The sequence below is a fragment of the Paenibacillus terrae genome, assembly GCF_000943545.1.
GTDB lineage: Bacteria > Bacillota > Bacilli > Paenibacillales > Paenibacillaceae > Paenibacillus > Paenibacillus terrae_A.
The window spans coordinates 156540-178251 of record NZ_JTHP01000001.1; the positions used below are offsets into that span (position 1 = coordinate 156540).

Here is a 21712-nt window from a genome sequence, read left to right on the forward strand (position 1 = left end):
TGTGTATGTTTAGGAAAAAAAAGTTTTTAGGCATGGGATTAGCAACTATTCTCATGTGCTCCTCACTTTCGGGAAGCCTCGCCTATGCGGAATCGAAAACTAGTACGTACGACGCTTCATTTTTTGAAAATCTCAAACAGCGGGCCATAGTCCATGAGCTTCAAGAACACAAGATCGCTGTTAATCCGAAAGCATCTATTGCTGAACTGCTGAATACAGCGGATAGTACATCACTAAAGAGTAAGAATAATAGTGATCTACAACAAAATCTGGAGAAGCTTAACAAAGCGGAATACATATATCTTACGCTCGATGGAGAAGTATACAGCTCAGAAAAAGGTTATGTAGGTATGGCGGATAAGGTTGAATCGAAAGAAGATAGTGTTACGGATGCTACTTATACGGAAACAAACTCTTTGAGTGAATCAAGCAACAATCATGATGTTTCCATATCAAGTAAAAATAATCCCACTCCATCACAAGTGAGTGGGGGGACAACGGGAACCTTCTCAAGGACTCAATTGAAATATGACGGATTCGATGGTGTGACTGGGAATTTTTGGCTACCTTATGTTCATCGCTTGGGAGATGGAGAGCAGCCATGGTTCTACTTCGGATTCGACTCAACAAAAGGACGAGGAGTTGAAGGGGGATTTTCTTACCAGACTGGTCGGAAAGTTTGGCAGGGCTATGTTAGAAACAGTAATCGGTATGAATATTCTTACGGAACATGGTCAGAAGGAGCAGAAATCAGACCTATGAAATTTTACATTGACCCTACTTCTGCCGATTCCTATCTAATAGTTGGCTCCGAGAAAATTGTCGCTATGATGACTTTTTTTAATGATTCTGATTTTCCTTCGATGTCTCTCAAAAGAGTTTTTTCAATAGCGAAAAATAACTTTGATGGGAACAATATTTATGGAGCGATAAGTGGGGATTTTTATAATTTACTAGTTTCCAAGGTGAACTCAGATTATTACTATTCTTGGGGAAATTACCCTGAATATTCATTGTGGGACGGGGAAAAATGGTATGGAACTATTGCTTGGCCTACTTATTATATTAAGTACTATGATCCCGACACTAAGATGGCTAGTTGGATTGAAAACCAAAATAGATAATTAGCACATCTTTATGGATGGTAACTACGTTATAAAGTTTATAGGAGAACAGTATGAAAACTAATTTTTTTATATGTTGTCTAATTACTTTATTGTGTTTAAATCCAATAATAGGGGACGCAACTGCTAAATCTCAAGAAGTTCCTATTCATTTTAAAGTAAACAATTTTTACATCCTTTATACTCAACCTGCAACACCTTTTTTGGATCAGAAAGGGAGATTGCTGATCCCACTCAAAGCGGTAAAAGATTTACTGGGAGGTAAGTTGGCGTACAATGCCATGAATAAAATGGCAACGGTAAATTTATTGGGGCGTAGCGTAGTGGTTACCATTGGATCAAGAGATATTTTTATCAATGGTGAGCCTGTAACAATGGATACCGTACCTGTTATAAAAGAGGATGCTATGTTTCTCCCTATTTCGGTGTTGGTTAAGGATACGGATGTCAAGATGCAATGGGACGCCCAGCGGGGCTTACTGAAGCTTGAACATGACAGCTTCAATAAAAGTCAGGTGCTTCTCAGCTTTTTGGGACAAGATCTTGCGGAGGTAACAAATAAGGAAGCCTTTGACCTGCACAGTTATGAATGGAATGGCGTAGGAAAGCTGAAAATTCACGCAAACTATGATGAAAGCTTGAAATTTTCCGAGAAACAAGTGGACATCCGCCCTTTAATAATGTATGGGAAAACATACACTATGGATCCTTACACCAAATCGTTATCAAAGAGCAAGATTCAATTTACTGGAGTAGGGAAGCTGACGTTAAAACGCGATTTTGGGGAAATGCGTGAAAAAATGCAATATATTATTGCAGTGGGACGGCTTATTGATTAGAGCGAAGAGTGAAATGTACTGTACTACTTAACCTCTTCGTATATGATAAAGAGAGACTGGGTCAATAATGATCCGGTCTCTCTTTATATGATTATAATATGAACAAGTCATAATCTTAGAAGGTAATGATTTGACTGCTGTTCCCTTTATTGCGTACGTATCTCACGACTTTGGATACAGACTCATTGTCTTTAAGATAGTCAATAACGTCGTCTGTCAGGTTGTTTCTTTGACTGTTATAGAATTTATTCCAATCAGATGAATTTACATATACATCTACTCTAGCTTCACTGCTGTTGCCTGTTACTTCGAAATCAAAGCTAATACCAGGATAGCTGCTGTATCTATCGAACAATCTACGTTGGATCGCGCCTGCATCCAAGGAAGAAGATACATTCTTCAAAGTAACATCGCCTCTGCTGTTGGTTGTAAAGGTCGCCAATTTATCGTTATTGCTTGAATTCTTAACCGTACCGTCAACATCGGCATTTTTATACTCTTTCAAAATATCTTCCACGATGTCCTCTAGGTAGCTATCCTTTCTGCTGTCGGATAGGTCATCCCATCTGGGATTTTTCATTTCGATAGTCATGGTAATATTGTTTTATTGCCACTGAGCGAGATATCAGAGTTGTTTTTGTATTCATCGCTGTGATCATCGTTCAGTTCCTTTTGAAGATCTTTCAAGGAGCTAGAGCTATTTTTGCTTGCGTCATCTTTTAACGTCTGATTGTCTTTTTGCAATTGAGCGATGGTAGCGTCTTTAGTCATGTTCACTGCTTTCGCCGTGTTCAGTTCATGAGTCAGTGTCGTAATCTGGTTGTTCAGCGCTGTAGAGGATATACTGGGTGGTAAAGTAACTTACAATACAGCGAACAAAACCGCTTCGGTTGATCTTTTGGGCCGTAATGTAATGGCAACGATCGGATCACCCAACATATCAGTTAACGGTGAGCCGGTGACAATGGATACAGTCCCCATCATGAAGAATAATGCGATGTTTTTGCCGATATCCATCCTGTTGAAAGATACAGATGCGAAGATGGACTGGGATCCCAAGCGTGGCTTATTGAAACTAAGGCATGATAGCTTTACGGAAAGTCCAGTTCTTATGAAATTTAAGGGACAAGACTTGGCCCAGGTCATAGATGCGAATGCGTTTGATCTTACTTCCTTTGATTGGGATCGCAAGAAAGGCATATTGGATATTTATGCTATGTACGAGGGCGGCTTATCGCCTGCTTCCAAGCAAATCGACTTTAATCCTCTGATTGTTTATAGTAAAGGAACCTATAGTGTAAATCCTTATTCTAGACCCAGTATGTTTTACAAAGTGAAAATCACCACTCCTGGTAATTTGGTTTATACAAGAAATATAGATACGACCAATGCGGACAAAGATTATGTAAAATATATTACTTCCGTAGGAAGGTTGATTAACTGATTGTTCGGATTTCTAAAAATTCCAGTTATGAAAAAGAAGACAGGGAAGCTACTTTCCTTGTCTTCTTTTCTGTCAAGAAAGTCTATTTTTAGACTCCCTCTTATTTCTAGTATTTATTCAACTTAGTAGTTAAATGTCGCCAGTGTACTGTTGTTTTCGTTCGAATGAACAATACCTTTTACACGTGATACATTTTTATTTCTAATGTCCGAAATAATATCTTCTTGGATTCTATTCTTTTGGTAGTAAGTTAGACTATTCCAATCATCCGTTTTAACATAAGCATCTACAGTAACTTCACTGGAGTCGCCCTTTACGCTAAAGTCTATAGAAACATTATTGTATTTGCGGTCAAAGTCGTTGAGTAATACTCTTTTGAGTTCGCTCAGATCAACTTTAGAGGATAATTTTTCCAGATCAACATTTCCTTTGCTATCGGCTTCAAAGGTTACAAGTTTGTTTCCATTATTGGAGTTTTTGACGGTTCCTTCAATATCAGCGTCTTTAAAGGTTTTCAAAATATCATTCGAAATATCTTCAAGATAAGACTCTTGTCTACTACTCGAAATATCGTTCCATCTACTTTCTGTCAACTCAATAGTCACAGTAATATCGTTTTTATCACCTTTCAAGGTAATATCTGCATTGGCATTATTTTTATCGCGATAGTCTCTATTCAATTGGCGCTCCAGATCCTTCAAGGTGCTGGAGCTGCTTTTGTTTGCGTCATCTTTTAACGTCTGATTGTCTTTTTGCAATTGAGCGATGGTAGCGTCTTTAGTTGTGTTCGCTGCTTTCGCTGTGTTCAGTTCCTGAGTCAGCGTCGTAATCTGGTTGTTCAATGCTGTAACTGTAGATTGATCAATCGGAACGCCTTTGTCAGCAATGACTACGCGTTTGTTGGTACCGTCCCAATCTACTTTTTTATCCAAAGCTGTACCTGCCAGACGAAGCGGGAGATAAGTCACGCCATCCAGCATAAATGGTTCTGTTTTTGCATCATAAGGAACCTCAGTTCCGTTGTAGATGATTTTGATATTGTTATAAACTGCTTGGATCGGCTTAGTCACTTGCGCGGCATATGTGGATTGGCTGAAAAGAGCCCCCGATATGGCCAAGGCGGATACGGCAGTGATAATGACAGGCTTTTTCATGGATTTCAATGATTTCATTCGTTGGTCTACCCCTTTATTTGAGAATTATAGCCTAGTTCATAGACTAGAGTAACATTAATGACTACAAAATCCAACACGTTTGGAGGGATATTAGCAGATGTGCTTATATTGGTTAGACGCAACAGCAACAGTAAAAGTTGCCCTGTTTTCGTAAAAGTTTTTTGAAAATTTGTCGAACAAAACAAGTCAAACAAAATAAGCCCGCTGCACAAGACAGCGAGGCTTATTCGAAAAATAGTGCGTCAAAGCTTATAACCAAAGCACGAATTATTTGCCGTCCTTCAGCTTGCCTGCTGTTTCCTGAAGATGGCCTTTGGCCTTATCCAGTTTACCTTCGGCTTGAAGTGATTTATTATCCGTGGCATTCCCGATTTGATCCTTGATTTCACCTTTGGCTTTGTTAACATTACCTTTGATTTTATCGCTGATTCCGTTATCCTTCATGTTGTAGCCCTCCTTATGTGATCGAAATTTCATTCAGCATGCTGTAGTTAGTCTTTACCCGAGCGAGGGTGATGCGAAACGGAAAGCTGTGCGACATACAAGGGTATAATGATGGATACAGGCCAAATCAGAACGTGAAATGAGGAGTGGGCGTATGCTAAAAATTTTGTTATTTATTTTTGTTATTCAAATTATTTACGTATCTGCGTATACACTGCGTATGATTTTGACGCTGAAAGGACAGAAGTACGTTGCTGCGCTCATAAGTACTGTAGAAGTTACGATCTATGTGCTGGGCCTGAACATGGTGCTTAAGTATTTGGATCAGGTGGCAAGTCTCGCGGTTTACGCCATCGGCTATGCGCTTGGTATTCTCATTGGAGCATGGATTGAGGAAAAAATAGCGCTCGGCTACGTAACCGTCAAGGTGATCAGCAATGAGGTCAACGGAGGTATCGCCAATGCGCTGCGTGACAAAGGGTACGGTGTTACAGCCTGGCTGGGCAGCGGGCGGGATGGAGATCGGCTGGTGATGGAAATTTTGGCTAAGCGAAAAAATCAGAACAAGCTGTACCAATCCATTCTGGATATTGATCCCAAGGCCTTTGTCATTACAGTGGAGCCGAAGCAGTTTCATGGCGGCTTCTGGACCAAGGCGATCCGCAAGTAAACATTTTGGAAAAATACGCATATTTTTCAGATGATGGAGCATATTAATACCCGCACAGGAGGGATTTAACAATATGCCAACAGGAACAGTCAAATGGTTTAATGCAGATAAAGGCTTCGGCTTTATCGAGACAGAGGGCCAGGATATTTTTGTCCACTACAGTGCTATCGACGGCGAAGGCTTCAAGACGCTGGACGAAGGCCAGCATGTGGAATTTAATGTGGTGGAAAGCCAGCGCGGGCCGCAGGCGGAGCATGTCACCAAGACCAGCTAAAACGGGTCAGGACGAGCTGATCAGAGGAGCCTCTTTGCCGCTTCGTTGGGCGGGGCTCCCTTCTAATGTAGGGGATTACCCCATAAAACCGAGGGGGGAATGTAGATGTACAGGCGCCAGGCTCCGGAGATTATCCCAGAGGAAGATACGGCGATTTGGTCGTGTACCAGCGAGGGTTGCAACGGCTGGATGCGGACGGATTTCACCTTTTTGAGCGAACCGGTTTGTCCGTTCTGCCAAGCCTCCATGGGACAGGAAACGCGGATGCTCCCGATTCTCAATCGAACGGGCAACTCTTTTGTGGCCCAACGCTCCTGAGTAAAGGCGAGTATGTTGACCACGTGTGTAGAATCTATGAACATCAAAAGCCGCTCCAGCGACATGCTGAGCGGCTTTTGGTTGTGAAGCTTTGAGAATGGGCCAATTGTCCAAAACACACATCGATCACGGCCTCTCCATGCGCTGCACGGAATCACGATACACGATGTGACCTTGTACAAGGACCCGGCCAAAACGACTGCCGGGATGGCTTATTTTTTTCATCATGGATTCAATGGCAGTACGGGCCATCTGTTCAATGTCCACTCCAACGGTGGTCAGCTGCGGAACAATAAGGGTGGCATATACATCGTTGTCGAAGCCAACCACAGAGCAATCTTCAGGCACGCGGTATCCCAGAGCAATGAGCTTTTGCACCAGGTTGTACGCGACCTGGTCACAGTTGCATACGAAGGCGGTCGGCAGTGGCTGGGGCAGCTCCATATCAACGTATACACCCTCGTCGTCCCGGTCGCTGAGCACCCACTCGTTACGCAGGGGCAGCCTGTGCTCCAGCAAGGATTTATAGTAGCCGAGGAAACGGTCCTGAATGCTACTGGTGGAGTGGAGATTACCCACATATGCAATGTCCCGATGTCCCTGGGCGATCAAATAGTTGGTCAGCTCGTAGGCTCCGTAAAAATTATCGGTTACTACGGAGTCGATATCGGCATGCTCATCATAAAAATCAAGAAACATTTTGGGCAGGTCCATGGACTGCACTAGCTCAATATATGGCTTACTCACTTGTCCCAGAAGAATGAAGCCATCCACCTTGCGATCGTAATAGATACGTGGCAGATTAAGCTGTTCTTCGTCTTCGCGATGGAGGATGTGAAGAATGCCGTAGTAGCCGTATTGCTCAAGTTCCCGCGAAATTTGCTGATAGATGTGCAGATAAAACGATTGGCCGGGGCCGGTAAAACGCTCGGGAATGACAACACCAATGTTATAGGTGAGGCCCTCCTTCATGGACTTGGCAGCGGTATTGAAACGGTAGCCCATTTCGCCCGCAAGCGTCTTGATGCGCTCCTTTAGCTCATCGCTAACTCCATCCTTGTCATTGAGCGCCTTCGACACGGTCACGCTGCTAACCCCCAGCTTTTCTGCAATATCCCGCATCGTTACGTTGCTCTTCATTTCCTGTTCCGCCTTCCAATTTAAAAAAGATCAACATCAGCAGCGTAGCCGCCCTGTCGAGAAAAATCAGCAGCATAGCTGCCCTGTAAACATAAAGAGTAGCAGCATAGCTGCCCAGTAAAGATAAAGAGTAGCAGCGTAGCTGCCCAGTAAAGATAAAGAGTAGCAGCATAGCTGCCCAGAGAACAACCATTAGCCTGCGGATAACAGTTGTTCTCTGGATAGTATACATGGTTCCGCAGGCAGGATAAAGCTTGCGGCTTATGTCCGCTGCGAAGAATGAGGGCGTGCTTGCAACAGCGCCTCATTGCGCTGAATCAGCTCACGTCGGACAGCGGCGCTGCCGAGTGAACGCAGTGGGTCAGGCGGTGTGTTGAACGTGTAGTCCTCCAAGCGGGCGACGGTCGTTGTTGCCACGTGGATACGGGTATCACTGGAGGCGTAGTAAATAAAGACTTCATTTTGCTCGTTAACCAATGCTCCATTGCAAAAAATAACGTTCGAGACATCCCCGACACGCTCTTCATCATAGGGGGCTATAAAATGCCCGCCGGGCTTGGCGATGACGCACGAAGGGTCCTCCAGGTTGGTGGCAAAGGTGTACAGCACATATCGCAAACCAGCGGCGGTATTGCGTACGCCATGAGCGATATGAATCCAGCCGCGGCTGGTCTTGATCGGAGCGGGCCCCTGCCCGTTCTTGGCTTCGTACACCGTATGATAGCAGCGCTCGTCAATCACTGTTTCGCTCTCAATCACAGGCTGTGTAATATCCTCGCACAGACCGAAGGCAATGCCACCGCCCGAGCCGGTGGAAATAAATCCATCCTGCGGACGAGTGTAAAAGGCGTATTGGCCGTTCACGAATTCGGGGTGCAGGACAACGTTACGCTGTTGCGGTGATCGGGTGGAGATATTCGGTAGACGGGTCCATGTGCGAAGATCGCGGGTGCGGACCAGTCCGGCCTGAGCGACAGCGCTGGAGGTGTCGTGTGCTGGTGCGTCAGGGTCCTTTTTCTCCGAACAATAAATACCGTAGATCCAGCCGTCCTCATGCTTCACCAGCCGCATATCGTACATATTCGTTTCATCTGGGTCGATATCGTCCCATATCAATGGGGCATCGATGAACCGGAACTGGTCAATACCGTTGTCGCTCTCGGCCAGGGCGAAAAACGATTTCCGATCCAGCCCCTCGGTGCGGGAAACCAGAATATATTTGCCCTCATGATAGATTGCGCCCGGGTTTAACGCTGCATTCACGCCCAGACGCTCCATGAAAAACGGGTTCGTCTGCTCGTTCAAATCAAACCGCCAGTGCAGCGGGACGTGATGACGTGTGAGTACAGGGTAACAGTAGCGTTCGTAGATGCCATTGTAAAAGGTGGTGTTGACCTCATTCAGGCGTGTAATCAGTTCCTCTTGCTGCGCAAGCAGCTTATTGTATTGAGTATGAATCATTTCGTTCCCATCCTTTCCAGCATTTCAATGCAAAATCGACTATTGTGATAAGGGCATTTCCAAGGTCCTGCAACTTCTTTTGGATCAGGCTTGCCATCCGCTTGAACGGACCAGAACCATTCACCTCCAGGTCGTGGATCTACGATATACTGCCGAGTGTAGGCCCACAAATCCCGTACAATCTGTAAGAAACGTTCGTCCTGTGTTCGTTGATACGCATTGTAAAAGCCGACGATTCCTTCTGCCTGTACCCACCATATGCGCGAGGTGTCTACCCGATCGCCTTCCCGTTCGTTGATCAGTGAACCATCTGGCTGAACAGCACGTTCGGCTACCGCATGGGCGATATCCACCACCATGTCTACATATTCCGGGGGATGGTGCCCCAGTACGTTCATAGCTTCCTCAATCAGCCAACTGGCTTCAATGTCGTGACCGTACGAGGTCAGGTCGAGCAGAGAGCGCCAGTCACTGTCGAAAAATACCCCCAACCGCCGGGTGGAAGCATCGTAAACACGACTGTATAAAATGTCCAGTACATTCACCAGTGCATCTCGCACGCTTTCATCTGGCCATACGCGCAGTAATTGGGTATACGCTTCCAGAACATGAATATGTGTATTCATGGTGATATGCGCAGTAACCCCGTTTTCGCTGAGCAGCTCATTAGGCTGTGTGTTCCACATACGGTCAAATTGTTCACCATATGCTTGGCGGGTGCGATCATATCCTTTTTGCTCCAGCAGGTGAAACAGCTCCTTAGCTAGTGGCAGTGCATCGGGGTCGCCCGTTGCCCGCGCATATTCGGACAAGGCATAAATGGCGAATGCCTGTGCATAGACGTGCTTGCAGGTGTCGGCAGGACGGCCCGTATGATCTGCCATCCAGTACATTCCTCCATATACCGGGTCTATCAGGTGCTCTTGCAGGAACAGGAAAGCGTGTCGTGCGGCATCCTTATAGATGCGTTCCCCGGTCACACGGGCTGCCGCCGAGAATGACCAGAGTAACCGTGCAGTGGCAATCCCGCCCTTGTCCGCCTTCGTATGGATGTGCAGATCGACATCCACCTCACCATAAAATCCACCGTGCGCTTCATCCTTCAACCTTAGCCAGAACGGGAGTATATGATCCTTCCATTCCTGTCTGATCTCATGTAGCAACGTGTCCAAGAGGCAAAACCCTCCTTTGTAAATTCTATTAGGTTATCGGTAACTTTATTTAAAATCATAATCACGTATTTCAAAGCTGTCAACTCTCCTGAAACATAACCGTTACCCCAAGGCTAATGGTTATGTTTCAGGGCAGCTATGCTGCTATCGTTATTACTTTGTGTGGGAAGCACTATCCGAATTGTATTGGCATTATGGAGCTTTTATAGCTCTGCTTATATATTCACAAAATAATAAAATTGACATAGTAAGCGTTATCATAATAAAATGATTTCGTTAGTTTAACGATAACCTTATTTTAAAAATCGGGAGGGGTCGTTTTATGAAGTTGTCCAAGGTTTTGGTGCCGTTACTATCGGTGCTATTGTTAGCGGGGTTGTTTGCAGGGTGTACCCCAAAAGGATCAGATACGCCAGCAGCCAGCTCTGATCCGAAGGATATGGAAGGTGAAATCACGGTCATTACACAACGGACAGATATTGTGGATACGGTGTTTCAGGATTACGCCAAGGAATTTAACAAGCTTTATCCGAAGGTGAAGGTCAATTTTCAGGCATTAGCCGATTATGAGAGCCAAATTAAAATTCGGATGGGCACCAGGGATTACGGAGATGTTTTGCTTATTCCTACCAGCATTCCCATTGCAGAACTACCCGAATTTTTCGAACCGCTAGGCACTTATGAGGAGATGAAGAGCAAGTATGCCGGTATTGAAGAACGTATGGTGGACAATAATGTCTACGGTATTCCGGTAGCAATGACGTATTCTGGTGTGATTTATAACAAAAATGTGTTCAAGGATGCGGGGATCACGCAACTTCCTAAAACCCCGGATCAATTTTTGAAAGCGCTACAGCAGATTAAGGACAAAACCAAGGCAGTGCCGCTGTTTACGAACTATGCCTCCGGGTGGGCACTGACCCAGTGGGAAGCTGATTTGGCTACAGTGGCGGGTACGAAGGAATATGTGAATGTCACACAGCCGAGTACAGACGACAATTTTACGAAGGGTCAGCCTCACTATGAGCTGTATAAGATCATGTACGATGCCGCTAAAAATGGTCTGATCGAAAAAGACCCAACCACCACGGATTGGGAAACCTCCAAGGCGGATCTGGCTCAAGGCAAAATCGGTACGATGGTACTCGGCTCCTGGGCCATTGACCAGATCAAAAGCACAGCTACCAACAAGGATGATATCGGCTTTATGCCGTTTCCAACAAATGCCTCCAAGGTGCTTGTTCCGCTGGCAGGTGATTACAACCTCGGTATTAACGTAAACAGTGAAAATAAAGCGGCGGCTCGTGCCTGGGTGGACTGGTTTACTGAGAAGTCCAATTATGCCGTAGAGCAGGCGGGCAGTATTAGTCCGCTACAGGGTGCGAAATTACCTGAGATTTTGAAGCAATACGGAGATCAGGGAGTTGTCTTTGAAACGCTCACTCCTTCGCCAAAAGGACAGGAAGGGATTGTCAATAAAATCGACACAAAGGGAGAAATCGGTTTGTGGCAGCCGGACTTCAAGAAACGCATTATTGAGGCAGCGGTCGGTAACCGCCCGGAATCGTATGACACCATTATGAAGGATCTGAACGACGCATGGGTGAAGGCGCGTGCCGAAGTGGCTGCGAAGGAAGCCGAATAGTCATCTGAACTGACGATTAGAAAGGATCGACGTAGCAGTCGATGGACGGATAGCCAGGAGGTGCAGCATGTTTAAATTTTCGAATCTCAGCTACTCCAAACAAAGAATGGCGATTATTGCAGCCTTTTCATTTATTCCGCTGGCGCTGCTGGTCACTTTTGCGTACTTGCCAGTGATCAACATGTTCAAATACAGCTTTTCGGACTGGAACGGCTATAGTAAGCGTCTTGAATATGTGGGCTTTGAAAACTATATCAAAATCTTTACCGACCCCGAGTATTTCTCGGTGTTTAAGGTCAGTCTGTATTACTTTGTCGCTACGTTTGTACAGATGGGGCTGGCCCTTTATTTTGCAACCATTCTCAGCTTTCAAACCTGGTTTAAAAATGTGTTTAAGGGCATTTTATTTTTCCCTTCCCTGATGAACGGGGTGGCCATTGGTTTTATTTTTCTGTTCTTCTTCAAGCCGGACGGCACGCTGGATACGCTACTTCAGGCACTGGGGCTGGGTTCGTATATCAAGCTGTGGCTGGGCAACCCGGAGATTATTAATATTTCACTGGCTGGCACGTCGATCTGGAGATACATGGGCTTTAACTTTATTGTGTTTCTCGGTGCGATTTCCTCCATATCAAGTGATCTGTATGAAGCGTCTGATATGGACGGGGCCAACCGCTGGCATCAGTTTCGGTACATTATTTTGCCGAGTATCAAGCGGATTTTGCAGCTGAATCTCATCTTGGCGATTAGCGGTGCGATCAGTGCATTCGATATTCCGTATATTATGACTGGCGGCTCCAATGGCAGTAAAACGTTCGTCATTCAGACGATTGACGTGGCGTTCAATGTACAGCAAGGTCGGTCTGGCCTCGGCGATGGCGGTTATTTTGCTGCTGATTGTGATCGTGGTTACGCTGCTGCAACGTTTGCTGATTCGGGGAGAGGAGGATTAACCGTGTATATGTTAAAAAGAATGCTGGCGAACAGCATCAAGTATGCCGCGCTTTTGCTGGGTGCGTTCGTCGCACTACTTCCGATTGTCGTGATTTTCTTTGCTTCCTTGAAAACAAAGGCTGAATATGCGGCTACCAGTCCTCTGACTCCTCCGGACAATTGGTTCAATTGGGCCAACTATGCCAAAGCCTTTGTGAACGGCAACATGCTGACCGGATTTGTGAACACGGGCTTTATTCTGATCATTTCGATCATCGGCGCGACGTTGACCGGCTCTATGATCGCGTATATTTTGAATCGTTTTAAATTTAAAGGCAAAAGTCTCATGCTGGGTGCGTTTTTGCTCGCAACCCTCATTCCGGGGGTAACGACACAGGTATCGACATTCCAGATTATCAATAAGCTGGAACTGTTTAACACGCCTTGGGCAGCCATTTTGCTGTATTTGGGAACCGATATTATTGCGGTGTATATTTTTCTGCAATTTCTGGATTCCATTGCGGTGGCACTGGACGAATCGGCCATGCTGGATGGTGCCTCCTATCTGACCATCTACTGGCGCATTATTTTGCCCCTGCTCAAGCCCGCCATTGTGACGGTCATTATTATCAAAGGGGTTAATATTTACAACGATTTTTACACCCCGTTTCTGTATATGCCGAAAACAAGCCTTCAGGTCATTTCGACGGCGTTGTTCAAGTTTAAAGGGCCGTATGGCTCGCAATGGGAAGTGATCAGCGCGGGTATAATCATTGCTATTATTCCGACGTTAATTGCATTTTTGGCATTACAAAAATATATCTATAACGGATTTGCACAGGGTTCAGTGAAATAGAAAAAACGATAAAATCAAGTGTCTCGGTGAGAGGAGAGCATATGTATGAGTAAATTGAATGTGGATTTGGATGCAGGTAACGTACGAATTGTGGGAGACAGTCTGCCGGAAATGCCGTGGCAAGATAAGCCTGAAGGCAGTGAGGCTCCGGTATGGAGACATACTGAGAATCCGGTCATTGGGCGGAATCCGGTGCCGGGCATTGCCCGTATTTTCAACAGTGCAGTAGCTCCGTATGAGGGGCGGTTTGTGGGGGTGTTTCGGGCGGAAACGATTAATGGACGCCCGCATTTGCATCTGGGCTGGAGTGACGATGGGTTGGCTTGGGACATTGAAACGGAACGTTTGCATTTGGTCGATGAGGAAGGAAATGATTACCAACCCAATTATGCCTACGATCCGCGTCTGGTCCGAGTGGAGGACACGTATTATATCATCTGGTGTACAGATTTTTACGGTGCGGCGTTGGGTATGGCGCAAACGAAGGATTTTAAAAGCTTTGTGCGATTGGAAAATCCGTTCCTGCCGTTTAACCGCAACGGTGTGCTATTACCTCGTAAGCTAAACGGAAACTATGTGTTGCTATCCCGTCCGAGCGACAGCGGTCATACGCCGTTCGGCGATATTTTTCTCAGTGAAAGCCCGGATCTGGTGTATTGGGGCAAGCATCGTCATGTGATGAGCAAGGGCGGACAGGGCTGGTGGCAATCGGTGAAGATTGGCGGCGGGCCAGCTCCGATTGAGACGACCGATGGCTGGTTGATGTTCTACCACGGGGTGACGGGCACGTGTAATGGGCTGGTATACAGCATGGGAGTAGCCGTTCTTGACCTGGATGATCCATCTAAGGTTAAATATCGTTCCTCCAATTTCGTGCTGACCCCAGAGGAATGGTACGAGGAGCGGGGCTTTGTGCCGAATGTGGTATTCCCGTGTGCTACGCTGCATGATGCGGACACCGGACGGATTGCAATTTACTATGGAGCCGCCGATACGTATGTAGGTGTCGCATACACGACAGTATCCGACATTATGAAGTATGTCATCGCAACGGATGAAGTGGTCGCAGACGACCATGAGTCGGGCCGGATGTAGGAGGGAACTTGAATGCCGGAGGATATGTCTTTACAGCAATTGCAGTCGTATACGGGCAGTAGTCCGAAGCCGCCGGATTTTGATGCGTACTGGGAACGGGCGCTACAGGAGATGGAGCGGCAGCCGCTGGATTATACGCTGGAGCCAGCCGATTTTGTCTCTCCGCTGGTGGAGTGCTTTCATCTGTATTTTACAGGAGTAGGCGGAGCGAAGGTTCATGGAAAGCTCGTCCGACCCAAGCATTTTACAGAAAAAGGTCCGGCTTTGGCGATGTTTCACGGATATTCCTGTGACAGTGGCGACTGGTTCGATAAAGTGAGCTATGCGGCACATGGATTTACCGTGCTGGCTCTGGACTGTCGAGGGCAAGGCGGTTTGTCTGAGGACAACTTGCAGGTTCAGGGAACGACGATTCGTGGGCATATCATCCGGGGAATCGACGACCCGAACCCGGATCGGCTCTATTACCGCAATGTATTTCTGGATACGGTACAGACGGTGCGCATTCTGATGTCGATGGAGCAGGTAGACCCCGATCAAATCGGCGCATTCGGCTGCTCCCAAGGGGGAGCATTGACAGTTGCTTGCGCAGCATTGGAGCCACGTGTACGTGTAGCGGTTCCGGTATATCCGTTCCTGTCGGACTATAAAAGAGCCTGGGCGCTGGATGCCACCACGTCTGCATATGAGGAGCTGGTGTATTATTTTCGCTGGTTCGATCCGAACCATGTGCGCGAGGAAGAGTTATTTCACCGACTAGGCTACATCGACATTCAACATTTGGCAGATCGTATTTGTGGTCGGGTGCTATTTGTGACGGGGCTGTCGGATACGGTTTGCCCGCCTTCCACGCAGTATGCGGTGTACAATAAAATCGTATCGGACAAGGAAATGCTCCTGTATCACGAATACGGCCATGAATACTTACCGTATCTATCGGATCGTGCTATGAGTGAATTTTTACAGCTTTAAGGGGTTGAACTTCGGGTTAGGCTCCTTTATAGTAATGTCTATAACCTTCGTGATGCGTGATCAATGAATGTCCCATTTGTATAACCTCAATAATATGGTTTGAGGGTCTCTACCAGGAACCGATAAATCCTGATTACAAAAAATGTGCGTCTTGTACATTTCTTGTGGTCAGGATTTTTTTGCGTATATCGAGGGATTTACATGATAGCAAAGGAGCTTATGTAATGAACTTTAAAGTAGTTATCTTAACGATTGCGACCTTTACGGTCGGGCTGGTGGAGTTAATTATCGGTGGCGTTCTGCCCCAGATTGCGCAGGATTTGAATGTCTCCGTAAGCACGGCGGGACAGCTTATTATGATCTACGCGCTTGTCTATGCTATCGCCGGGCCGACTTTATTGGCGCTGACCGCCAGAATTGAACGAAAACGACTGTATTTATGGTCGATGTTTATTTTTATTCTGGGAAGCCTCTTGGCCTTCTGGAGTCCGAATTATGCGGTCTTATTTATATCCCGTATCGTTACCGCCGCAAGTGGATCGCTGATTGTGACGCTATCGCTGACGATTGCCGTCAAAGTGGTGTCCAAGGCTTATCAGGCCCGGGTTCTCGGTGTGATCTCCATGGGGGTTAGCTCGTCCATCGTGCTTGGTATTCCAGCCGGGGTGCTGATTGGAAATGCATTTGGCTGGCGGGTGCTGTTCCTGATTATCGCCGTGTTGACGGTAGTTGCTATGATCGTCATGAACTTGTTTATGGAGCGGATTCCGACGGAACATGTCGTGCCGATGCGCGAGCAACTGAAATCCTTGAAAAATGTGAAGGTGATTAGTGCGCATCTGGTGACTACGCTAACGTTGGCGGGTCATTACACACTGTACGCGTATTTCACTCCATTTATGGAGAATATGATGGGTTTGAACGCATCGTGGATTAGTATCGCCTATTTTGTATTTGGACTTTCGGCTGTTGGGGGCGGTTTTATTGGCGGCTCTTTGGCGGATCGGTTTGGCACAGCGAAGAGTATTTTGATCATTGTGGGCGTATTTATCGCCGTGATGTTCTTGCTGCCATTCTCGGTTCACTCGATGTATGTATTTGCGCCGTTGCTGATCATCTGGGGAATATTGAGCTGGGCCTTGTCCCCGCCGATGCAGAGCTATCTCATCGAAAATGCCCCCGAATCAGGCAGTATTCAGCAAAGCTTCAATTTCTCCGCTCTCCAGATCGGGATTGCCCTCGGCTCAGCCTTGGGCGGTGCGGTAATTGAGAATAGTGAATCAGTTGCCACGAATGCATGGGTAGGCGGGGCTTTTGTGATTGTTGCTTTTGTATGCGGCGTATTTTCGATTACGAGAAGCGGAGCATCGCAAACAGTTAGTGGGCATTCCCCCCTTTTATAAGGCGAGAAAATATGCTATACTACACACAATTATGAAGAAGGAGGTGAGGTAGGTGAATCACGAGATGCTGAACAACCGTATTAGCCAGCTGCCGATTGCTATGGCTGGCATTGTGCATGCTTTTCCATTCAACGGGAGAAGTCTGTCCAATTTTAATCATACGGTTGTAAACATCGCGAGAAGACGCCTACCTTAACTCGAACGGATTGCTGTATCATCCAAAGAGTCGCGGGCTACTAGCTCCTGCGGCTCTTTTTGTGTTGCGCGGGTAAGGGTCTTCCTAAATAAAGGAGAGCCTAGACATGTATATTGTGAACGGTCAACAATTGAAAAAATACCACGGTGCCAATCTGATTCTGGACGGTGCATCGTTTGATATTCATACGGGGGAAAAGGTGGGACTCATCGGTCGCAACGGAAGCGGTAAAACCACCCTGTTACGCCTTATTGCGCGTTTGTCCCGACCGGATGAAGGACAGCTCGTCATCGCCAAGGATACGAAAATCGGCTATTTGCCGCAAATCCCGGCGGAGTTTGAACACCTGAGCGTGTATGAAACGCTGGCTTACGCCTATCGTGAGCTGAAGGATTGCCGCAATCAGATGAGCGAGCTGGAGCGTGAAATGTCCGATCCGGTAGTCGCTGCGGATGCGCATCGTTTGGAGAAGCTGCTGCAATCGTATGCCGCCTTGCAGGAACGGTTTGAGCGAAGCGGCGGCTATGAAATGGATGCGAATATCGACCAGGTAGCCGACGGGCTGCGTATCCCCAAAGCCATGTATACGCGCAGCTTCGGTTCGTTGTCCGGCGGGGAGAAAACGAAAATTGCACTCGCGTCCCAGTTGATCGGACACCCGGATCTGTTGCTGCTGGATGAGCCGACCAACCATTTGGATTTAAAAGGTCTGGAATGGCTGGAGCAATTTTTGCAAGGCTATATGGGCGCGTGTGTGGTTGTATCCCATGATCGTTATTTTCTGGATCGCGTTGCCGTCAAGATGATTGAGCTGGAGGATGGCGAGGCGTTTACGTACTATACGAATTACAGTGGCTACGTCAAGGAGAAGGAAGAACGGCTGCTGCTGCAATTCGAGGACTACAAGGAACAGCAAAAGCGGATCAAGAAGATGAAAGAGGCCATTCGGCGTTTTGAAGAGTGGGGACGCAATGGGGATAACGAAAAGTTTTTTAAAAAAGCGAACTCGATCCGTAAGGCATTAGAGCGCATGGAACTGGTGAAGCGGCCTGTACTGGACCCTCAGGGTGCCGAGTTTCACTTAAAGCTGGACGATCGCTCGGGTCGCAGGGTGCTGCAATTTGAAGAAATCGTCAAAGCCTATGGAGAGCGCCAGATATTAAAAGGGGCTACAGGCAGTCTGGAATTCGGTGAAAAGGTCGCTCTGCTGGGAGATAACGGTTCGGGAAAAACGACGCTGCTCAAGCTGCTGCTTGGTCAGGAGAGTGCCGATGCAGGCATGGTGCAATGGGGCGCACGCGTGGAGTATGGATATTTGGCGCAGCAGGAAAGAGAGCGGGACAGTCGTGCGACCGTGCTTGTGTACTTCAAGGAAGAAGCGGGTGTGGAGGAAGGCGAGGCACGAGGGCTGCTAGCGAAGTATTTGTTCTACGGAGCAGATGTGTTTAAGCCTGTTAGCATGCTGTCCGGTGGAGAATGGTCCCGCTTGCGGCTGGCGTTGCTGGTCATGAAAAAGCCGAACTTGCTGGTGCTGGATGAGCCGACCAACCATTTGGACATCGACTCACGCGAGGCACTGGAGGAAGCGCTGGACAGCTACACAGGAACCGTGCTGGCGATTTCGCACGACCGTTATTTTGTGAATAAGCTGGCTGGGCGCGTCTGGGAGCTGGAGGACGGAAAGCTGGCCTCTTATCTGGGCGGCTTCGATGAATACCGGGCGAAGAAGCGGGAGCTGGAACACGCCCGCTTCCTGAGCACAGGAGATGCCGGGGGGCGCACGGCATCCGGAAGCAGAGCCGCATCAGGTGGCGGCTCAGGCCTGGGCGGGGCTGCATCTGCCAGTGCAGCCAGCAACGGAACGGCTTCGGCTGCGCGGACAGGAGCGCCTGCCGAGGCCGATGCGAGCCGCACGCGTCCGGGTGCGGCAGGCCGTTTGGACTCGTCCGCCGCAGGTGGCGGGTCGTCCGCTGGCACGGGGGCACGCGGAGCGAAGGCCGCGAAGCCATCCCGCACGCCCGCCGTATCCAGCGAGCGGCTGGAGCGGGCGATTGCCGCCAAGGAAGCGGAATTGGCGGCGGCGGATGCCGAGCTGGAACAGCTCGGCGCGAGCGACGACACGATGCGCATGGCGGAGCTGTGGGATGCGCATGAGCGACTGCAAGCGGAGCTGGACACGCTGCTCGGCGAGTGGATTGAACTGGCGTAGGTGGCGGGATGGTCACTGGATGAGCATTGCTAGAGCAACAAAGGTATAATTTTATACAAAGCATAGCCCTGAGGTAGAACGTTCGCCGCAGGGCTATTTGGGTACGGTTTATAGAAACAGCGAATGATAATTAATAGCCATATATTAATATAAATGAATATTTATAAATTATATTCATGCATTTGGTATATACCTTTTTCATTTTGCAACATGTGATATTCTTGTGTCTATAGAGATATTATACAACCTTGTTAAAAGAAGTTTTGGTTGCCAACAAAGAACATACATATAAATTGTCCACGTAGTATATGGCAATATTTCGAGTGGGTGACGATCTGGTCGGGGTGTTGTTCATATAAATCCTTCTTTACGTTGTAAAGAAGGAAAATCATTCGACGGGCGAATTTTTGGCAGCTCGTTGAAAATGAAAGGTACGACTAAAAACGAAAGGGGGAGAATGCAATGGCTAACAATTTATTTGATCTGGATGTTCAAGTAAACAAATCTCAAGGTTCTGTGGAACCTCAAGTATTGAGCATTGTGGCATGTTCTAGCGGATGCGGTAGCGGCAAAACAGCTGCCAGTTGTGTTGCAACCTGCGGAAACAAATGCTTTACCAACGTTGGTTCACTTTGTTAATCCAAGTGTTGCCTTTATAAAATAATGAATGGCTATTGTATATTAATAATCAAGCAAAAGAAGAAGGGACCTAGAAATCCCTTCTTCTTCCTTGAAAAAAACATGGATTTTTCAGCTGTGAAACGGTTGGAAACATCCTTTATATCGGTTTGGTAATGGAGGAAAACATATGTCTGATGCCTTATTGGAAGTCCAGCAGGTAACCAAAAAAATGGGGAAACGAGATTTGTTAAATAACATTTCCTTCGAGCTTGAAAGAGGGAAGATATATGGTTTCATCGGACCGAATGGAGCCGGGAAAACGACGATGATGCGGATTATGACAGGACTCATGCAGCCAACTAGCGGCTTTGTAAGGATTGCCTCTTACGATGTGCAGACGGACCGGGAAAAGGCGTTGTCTAAAGTAGGCGCTATCATTGAATCCCCGGTCTTTTTTGATTATATGACAGGCAGACAGGTATTGCGTAATTTGTCTCGGCTGCACATGGAAATTAAATCTTCGGATCGGGAGAATCATATTGAGGAGCTACTAAAAAGGGTGGGGCTGGAATCGCGGGGAGATGACAAGGTCAAAGCTTATTCTCTGGGGATGAAGCAGCGGCTCGGTATTGCCCAATCTATGCTGGGTAGCCCGGAGCTCCTTCTGCTTGATGAGCCATCCAATGGTCTTGATCCTATGGGAATGCGAGAGCTGAGAGATATTATTCTTCGTTTGCGCGATTCAGCGAATTATGCTTTTTTTATCTCCAGTCATCTGCTGGATGAATTGCAGCAAATGTGTGACGAGCTGATTGTCATCAAAGAGGGAACGCTAGTTTGGAAGGGGCCTGCTGATCAACTGGTTGAGGAAGGTCAACGGCTAGAGGATGCCTTTATAGGGCTTATGGGACTATGAAGCTACTCATTTACAGCGAGTTTGAAAGATTGTGGAAAAGGAAATGGTTCTTGCTCCTGATTTTATGTACACCCGTGTTGGCTTATTCTACAGGGGGATATTTTCTACGCATTATGAAGGTTCCTATGGAGGTATTATCTAAAAGCTTTATGGTTACAGGCTTGCGTGAAAATTTGTATTTAGTATGCAATATTGCCGTAGCTGCCTTGGTTGCTGCTGTGTATACAGAAGAATTTCGGAGTGGGCAGATGCGTTTGCTATTTATGCGTCGATTTACCCGTGGCCAGATATTTTGGAGCAAGCTATTCGTGGTTAACATCTCTATTTTGCTTCTTCTAGTGGTTTTTGCGGTATCCTCGCAGGTGATCGTTGAAGTATGGAGATCCTCATACGATCTAGGCGATACTAGTTTTCTAGGGAATAAATGGATCTACGTATTCGAATATTACGGTTGGGCGTTTGCTTCGCTACTCGCTATAAGCTCCCTCTATTCCTTTATTGCTATGTGCAGCAAAAGTGTAACGTATGCGATTGGTGCCTGTATGACTTACAATCTGGGTGCCTTGCTGTTTGATGGATTATACCTAAAATTAGCTTCCCTTGCCCCTCATACTTCATATTTACACGATGTCATTGCTTTTTTGCTTATTCCTTATATGCAATATACAGGGCTGGATGGATCGCTGGAGGGAAATGGGTCTGTAAATGGGGCGATTACCACAGTTGTCGCTTTTTATTTAATCTTTTTTACGTGGGCCGCATACCGTCGTTTTGCTGCCGGTGATTATTTGTATTAGGAGGATCT

At 46.9% G+C, this 21712-nt stretch carries 23 protein-coding genes, 1 pseudogene and 1 riboswitch; of the genes and pseudogenes, 17 read left to right on the forward strand and 7 right to left on the reverse strand.

Annotation, left to right across the window (positions count from 1 at the left end; genetic code table 11):
• Positions 1 to 5 precede the first annotated feature (5 nt).
• Together QD47_RS00655 and QD47_RS00660 are read left to right on the forward strand one after the other, a co-directional pair.
• Entirely contained in the window at positions 6 to 1124 is a 1119-nt protein-coding gene (locus QD47_RS00655) for a hypothetical protein (protein WP_044644289.1), read from the forward strand.
• A gap of 53 nt (positions 1125 to 1177) precedes the next feature.
• A complete protein-coding gene (locus tag QD47_RS00660) occupies positions 1178 to 1963 on the forward strand; it encodes a copper amine oxidase N-terminal domain-containing protein (RefSeq protein WP_044644290.1) in 786 nt (261 codons plus the stop codon).
• A gap of 115 nt (positions 1964 to 2078) precedes the next feature.
• On the opposite strand, the gene QD47_RS32855 is transcribed toward QD47_RS00660, so the two are convergent.
• A complete protein-coding gene (locus QD47_RS32855) occupies positions 2079 to 2543 on the reverse strand; it encodes a hypothetical protein (RefSeq protein ID WP_152643753.1) in 465 nt (154 codons plus the stop codon).
• An 8-nt stretch (positions 2544 to 2551) separates the two neighbouring features.
• Positions 2552 to 2734 (reverse strand): hypothetical protein, encoded by a 183-nt coding sequence (locus tag QD47_RS32860; protein ID WP_152643754.1) that lies wholly within the window; start codon positions 2732 to 2734, stop codon positions 2552 to 2554.
• 49 nt (positions 2735 to 2783) lie between these two features.
• Between QD47_RS32860 and QD47_RS00670 the strand changes: the two genes are divergently transcribed.
• Positions 2784 to 3407, forward strand: a complete 624-nt coding sequence (locus QD47_RS00670; protein WP_235332151.1) for a copper amine oxidase N-terminal domain-containing protein — start codon at positions 2784 to 2786, stop codon at positions 3405 to 3407.
• Between the two features lie 122 nt (positions 3408 to 3529).
• On the opposite strand, the gene QD47_RS00675 is transcribed toward QD47_RS00670, so the two are convergent.
• Positions 3530 to 4579 carry a stalk domain-containing protein gene (locus QD47_RS00675; protein ID WP_044644291.1) on the reverse strand — a complete coding sequence of 350 codons (1050 nt, stop codon included), beginning with the start codon at positions 4577 to 4579 and terminating at the stop codon, positions 3530 to 3532.
• A gap of 270 nt (positions 4580 to 4849) precedes the next feature.
• Complete coding sequence (locus tag QD47_RS30410) at positions 4850 to 5026, reverse strand: CsbD family protein (protein WP_068939077.1); 177 nt, start codon at positions 5024 to 5026, stop codon at positions 4850 to 4852.
• A 154-nt stretch (positions 5027 to 5180) separates the two neighbouring features.
• Between QD47_RS30410 and QD47_RS00680 the strand changes: the two genes are divergently transcribed.
• The 3 genes from QD47_RS00680 to QD47_RS00690 all read left to right on the forward strand — a co-directional run bounded on the left by QD47_RS00680 (position 5181) and on the right by QD47_RS00690 (position 6288).
• The gene (locus tag QD47_RS00680) at positions 5181 to 5696 is read left to right on the forward strand and encodes a DUF2179 domain-containing protein (RefSeq protein WP_025683910.1); all 516 of its coding nucleotides are present in this window, start codon (positions 5181 to 5183) and stop codon (positions 5694 to 5696) included.
• Positions 5697 to 5769: 73 nt separating this feature from the next.
• A complete protein-coding gene (locus QD47_RS00685) occupies positions 5770 to 5970 on the forward strand; it encodes a cold-shock protein (RefSeq protein WP_044644292.1) in 201 nt (66 codons plus the stop codon).
• Positions 5971 to 6075: 105 nt separating this feature from the next.
• Positions 6076 to 6288: a cold-shock protein gene (locus tag QD47_RS00690; protein WP_044644293.1), complete on the forward strand. Its 213-nt coding sequence runs from the start codon at positions 6076 to 6078 to the stop codon at positions 6286 to 6288.
• 126 nt (positions 6289 to 6414) lie between these two features.
• Here QD47_RS00690 and QD47_RS00695 read toward each other — a convergent pair whose 3' ends face one another.
• From QD47_RS00695 to QD47_RS00705, 3 genes are all read right to left on the reverse strand, one after another.
• Positions 6415 to 7428 (reverse strand): substrate-binding domain-containing protein, encoded by a 1014-nt coding sequence (locus QD47_RS00695; RefSeq protein WP_044644294.1) that lies wholly within the window; start codon positions 7426 to 7428, stop codon positions 6415 to 6417.
• Between the two features lie 261 nt (positions 7429 to 7689).
• Positions 7690 to 8889 (reverse strand): glycoside hydrolase family 130 protein, encoded by a 1200-nt coding sequence (locus tag QD47_RS00700; protein WP_044644295.1) that lies wholly within the window; start codon positions 8887 to 8889, stop codon positions 7690 to 7692.
• Positions 8886 to 10061, reverse strand: coding sequence for an AGE family epimerase/isomerase (locus QD47_RS00705; RefSeq protein WP_044644296.1), 1176 nt, complete (start codon positions 10059 to 10061; stop codon positions 8886 to 8888). Before QD47_RS00705 ends, QD47_RS00700 begins: the two co-directional genes overlap by 4 nt.
• A gap of 322 nt (positions 10062 to 10383) precedes the next feature.
• On the opposite strand from QD47_RS00705, the gene QD47_RS00710 reads away from it, so the two are divergent.
• The 11 genes and pseudogenes from QD47_RS00710 to QD47_RS00750 all read left to right on the forward strand — a co-directional run bounded on the left by QD47_RS00710 (position 10384) and on the right by QD47_RS00750 (position 21704).
• Positions 10384 to 11706, forward strand: coding sequence for an ABC transporter substrate-binding protein (locus QD47_RS00710; protein WP_044644297.1), 1323 nt, complete (start codon positions 10384 to 10386; stop codon positions 11704 to 11706).
• Positions 11707 to 11773: 67 nt separating this feature from the next.
• Positions 11774 to 12659 (forward strand): annotated as a pseudogene (locus QD47_RS32865) (carbohydrate ABC transporter permease).
• Positions 12660 to 12661: 2 nt separating this feature from the next.
• Positions 12662 to 13495: a carbohydrate ABC transporter permease gene (locus QD47_RS32870; protein ID WP_044644298.1), complete on the forward strand. Its 834-nt coding sequence runs from the start codon at positions 12662 to 12664 to the stop codon at positions 13493 to 13495.
• Between the two features lie 45 nt (positions 13496 to 13540).
• Positions 13541 to 14590 (forward strand): glycoside hydrolase family 130 protein, encoded by a 1050-nt coding sequence (locus tag QD47_RS00725; protein WP_044644299.1) that lies wholly within the window; start codon positions 13541 to 13543, stop codon positions 14588 to 14590.
• Between the two features lie 12 nt (positions 14591 to 14602).
• The gene (locus tag QD47_RS00730) at positions 14603 to 15562 is read left to right on the forward strand and encodes an acetylxylan esterase (RefSeq protein WP_044644300.1); all 960 of its coding nucleotides are present in this window, start codon (positions 14603 to 14605) and stop codon (positions 15560 to 15562) included.
• Positions 15563 to 15618: 56 nt separating this feature from the next.
• A riboswitch (purine riboswitch) is annotated at positions 15619 to 15718 on the forward strand.
• Between the two features lie 68 nt (positions 15719 to 15786).
• A complete protein-coding gene (locus QD47_RS00735; RefSeq protein WP_044644301.1) occupies positions 15787 to 16965 on the forward strand; it encodes an MFS transporter in 1179 nt (392 codons plus the stop codon).
• A 52-nt stretch (positions 16966 to 17017) separates the two neighbouring features.
• Entirely contained in the window at positions 17018 to 17161 is a 144-nt protein-coding gene (locus QD47_RS32365) for an RAxF-45 family protein (RefSeq protein ID WP_162833912.1), read from the forward strand.
• Between the two features lie 106 nt (positions 17162 to 17267).
• Positions 17268 to 19370 (forward strand): ribosomal protection-like ABC-F family protein, encoded by a 2103-nt coding sequence (abc-f, locus tag QD47_RS00740; RefSeq protein ID WP_044644302.1) that lies wholly within the window; start codon positions 17268 to 17270, stop codon positions 19368 to 19370.
• Between the two features lie 462 nt (positions 19371 to 19832).
• The gene (locus tag QD47_RS31415) at positions 19833 to 20009 is read left to right on the forward strand and encodes a gallidermin/nisin family lantibiotic (RefSeq protein ID WP_152643755.1); all 177 of its coding nucleotides are present in this window, start codon (positions 19833 to 19835) and stop codon (positions 20007 to 20009) included.
• A gap of 169 nt (positions 20010 to 20178) precedes the next feature.
• Positions 20179 to 20907: an ABC transporter ATP-binding protein gene (locus tag QD47_RS00745; RefSeq protein WP_044644303.1), complete on the forward strand. Its 729-nt coding sequence runs from the start codon at positions 20179 to 20181 to the stop codon at positions 20905 to 20907.
• On the forward strand, positions 20904 to 21704 hold the full coding sequence (locus QD47_RS00750; protein ID WP_044644304.1) for an ABC transporter permease: 801 nt from the start codon (positions 20904 to 20906) through the stop codon (positions 21702 to 21704). Before QD47_RS00745 ends, QD47_RS00750 begins: the two co-directional genes overlap by 4 nt.
• The last annotated feature ends 8 nt before the right edge of the window (positions 21705 to 21712 follow it).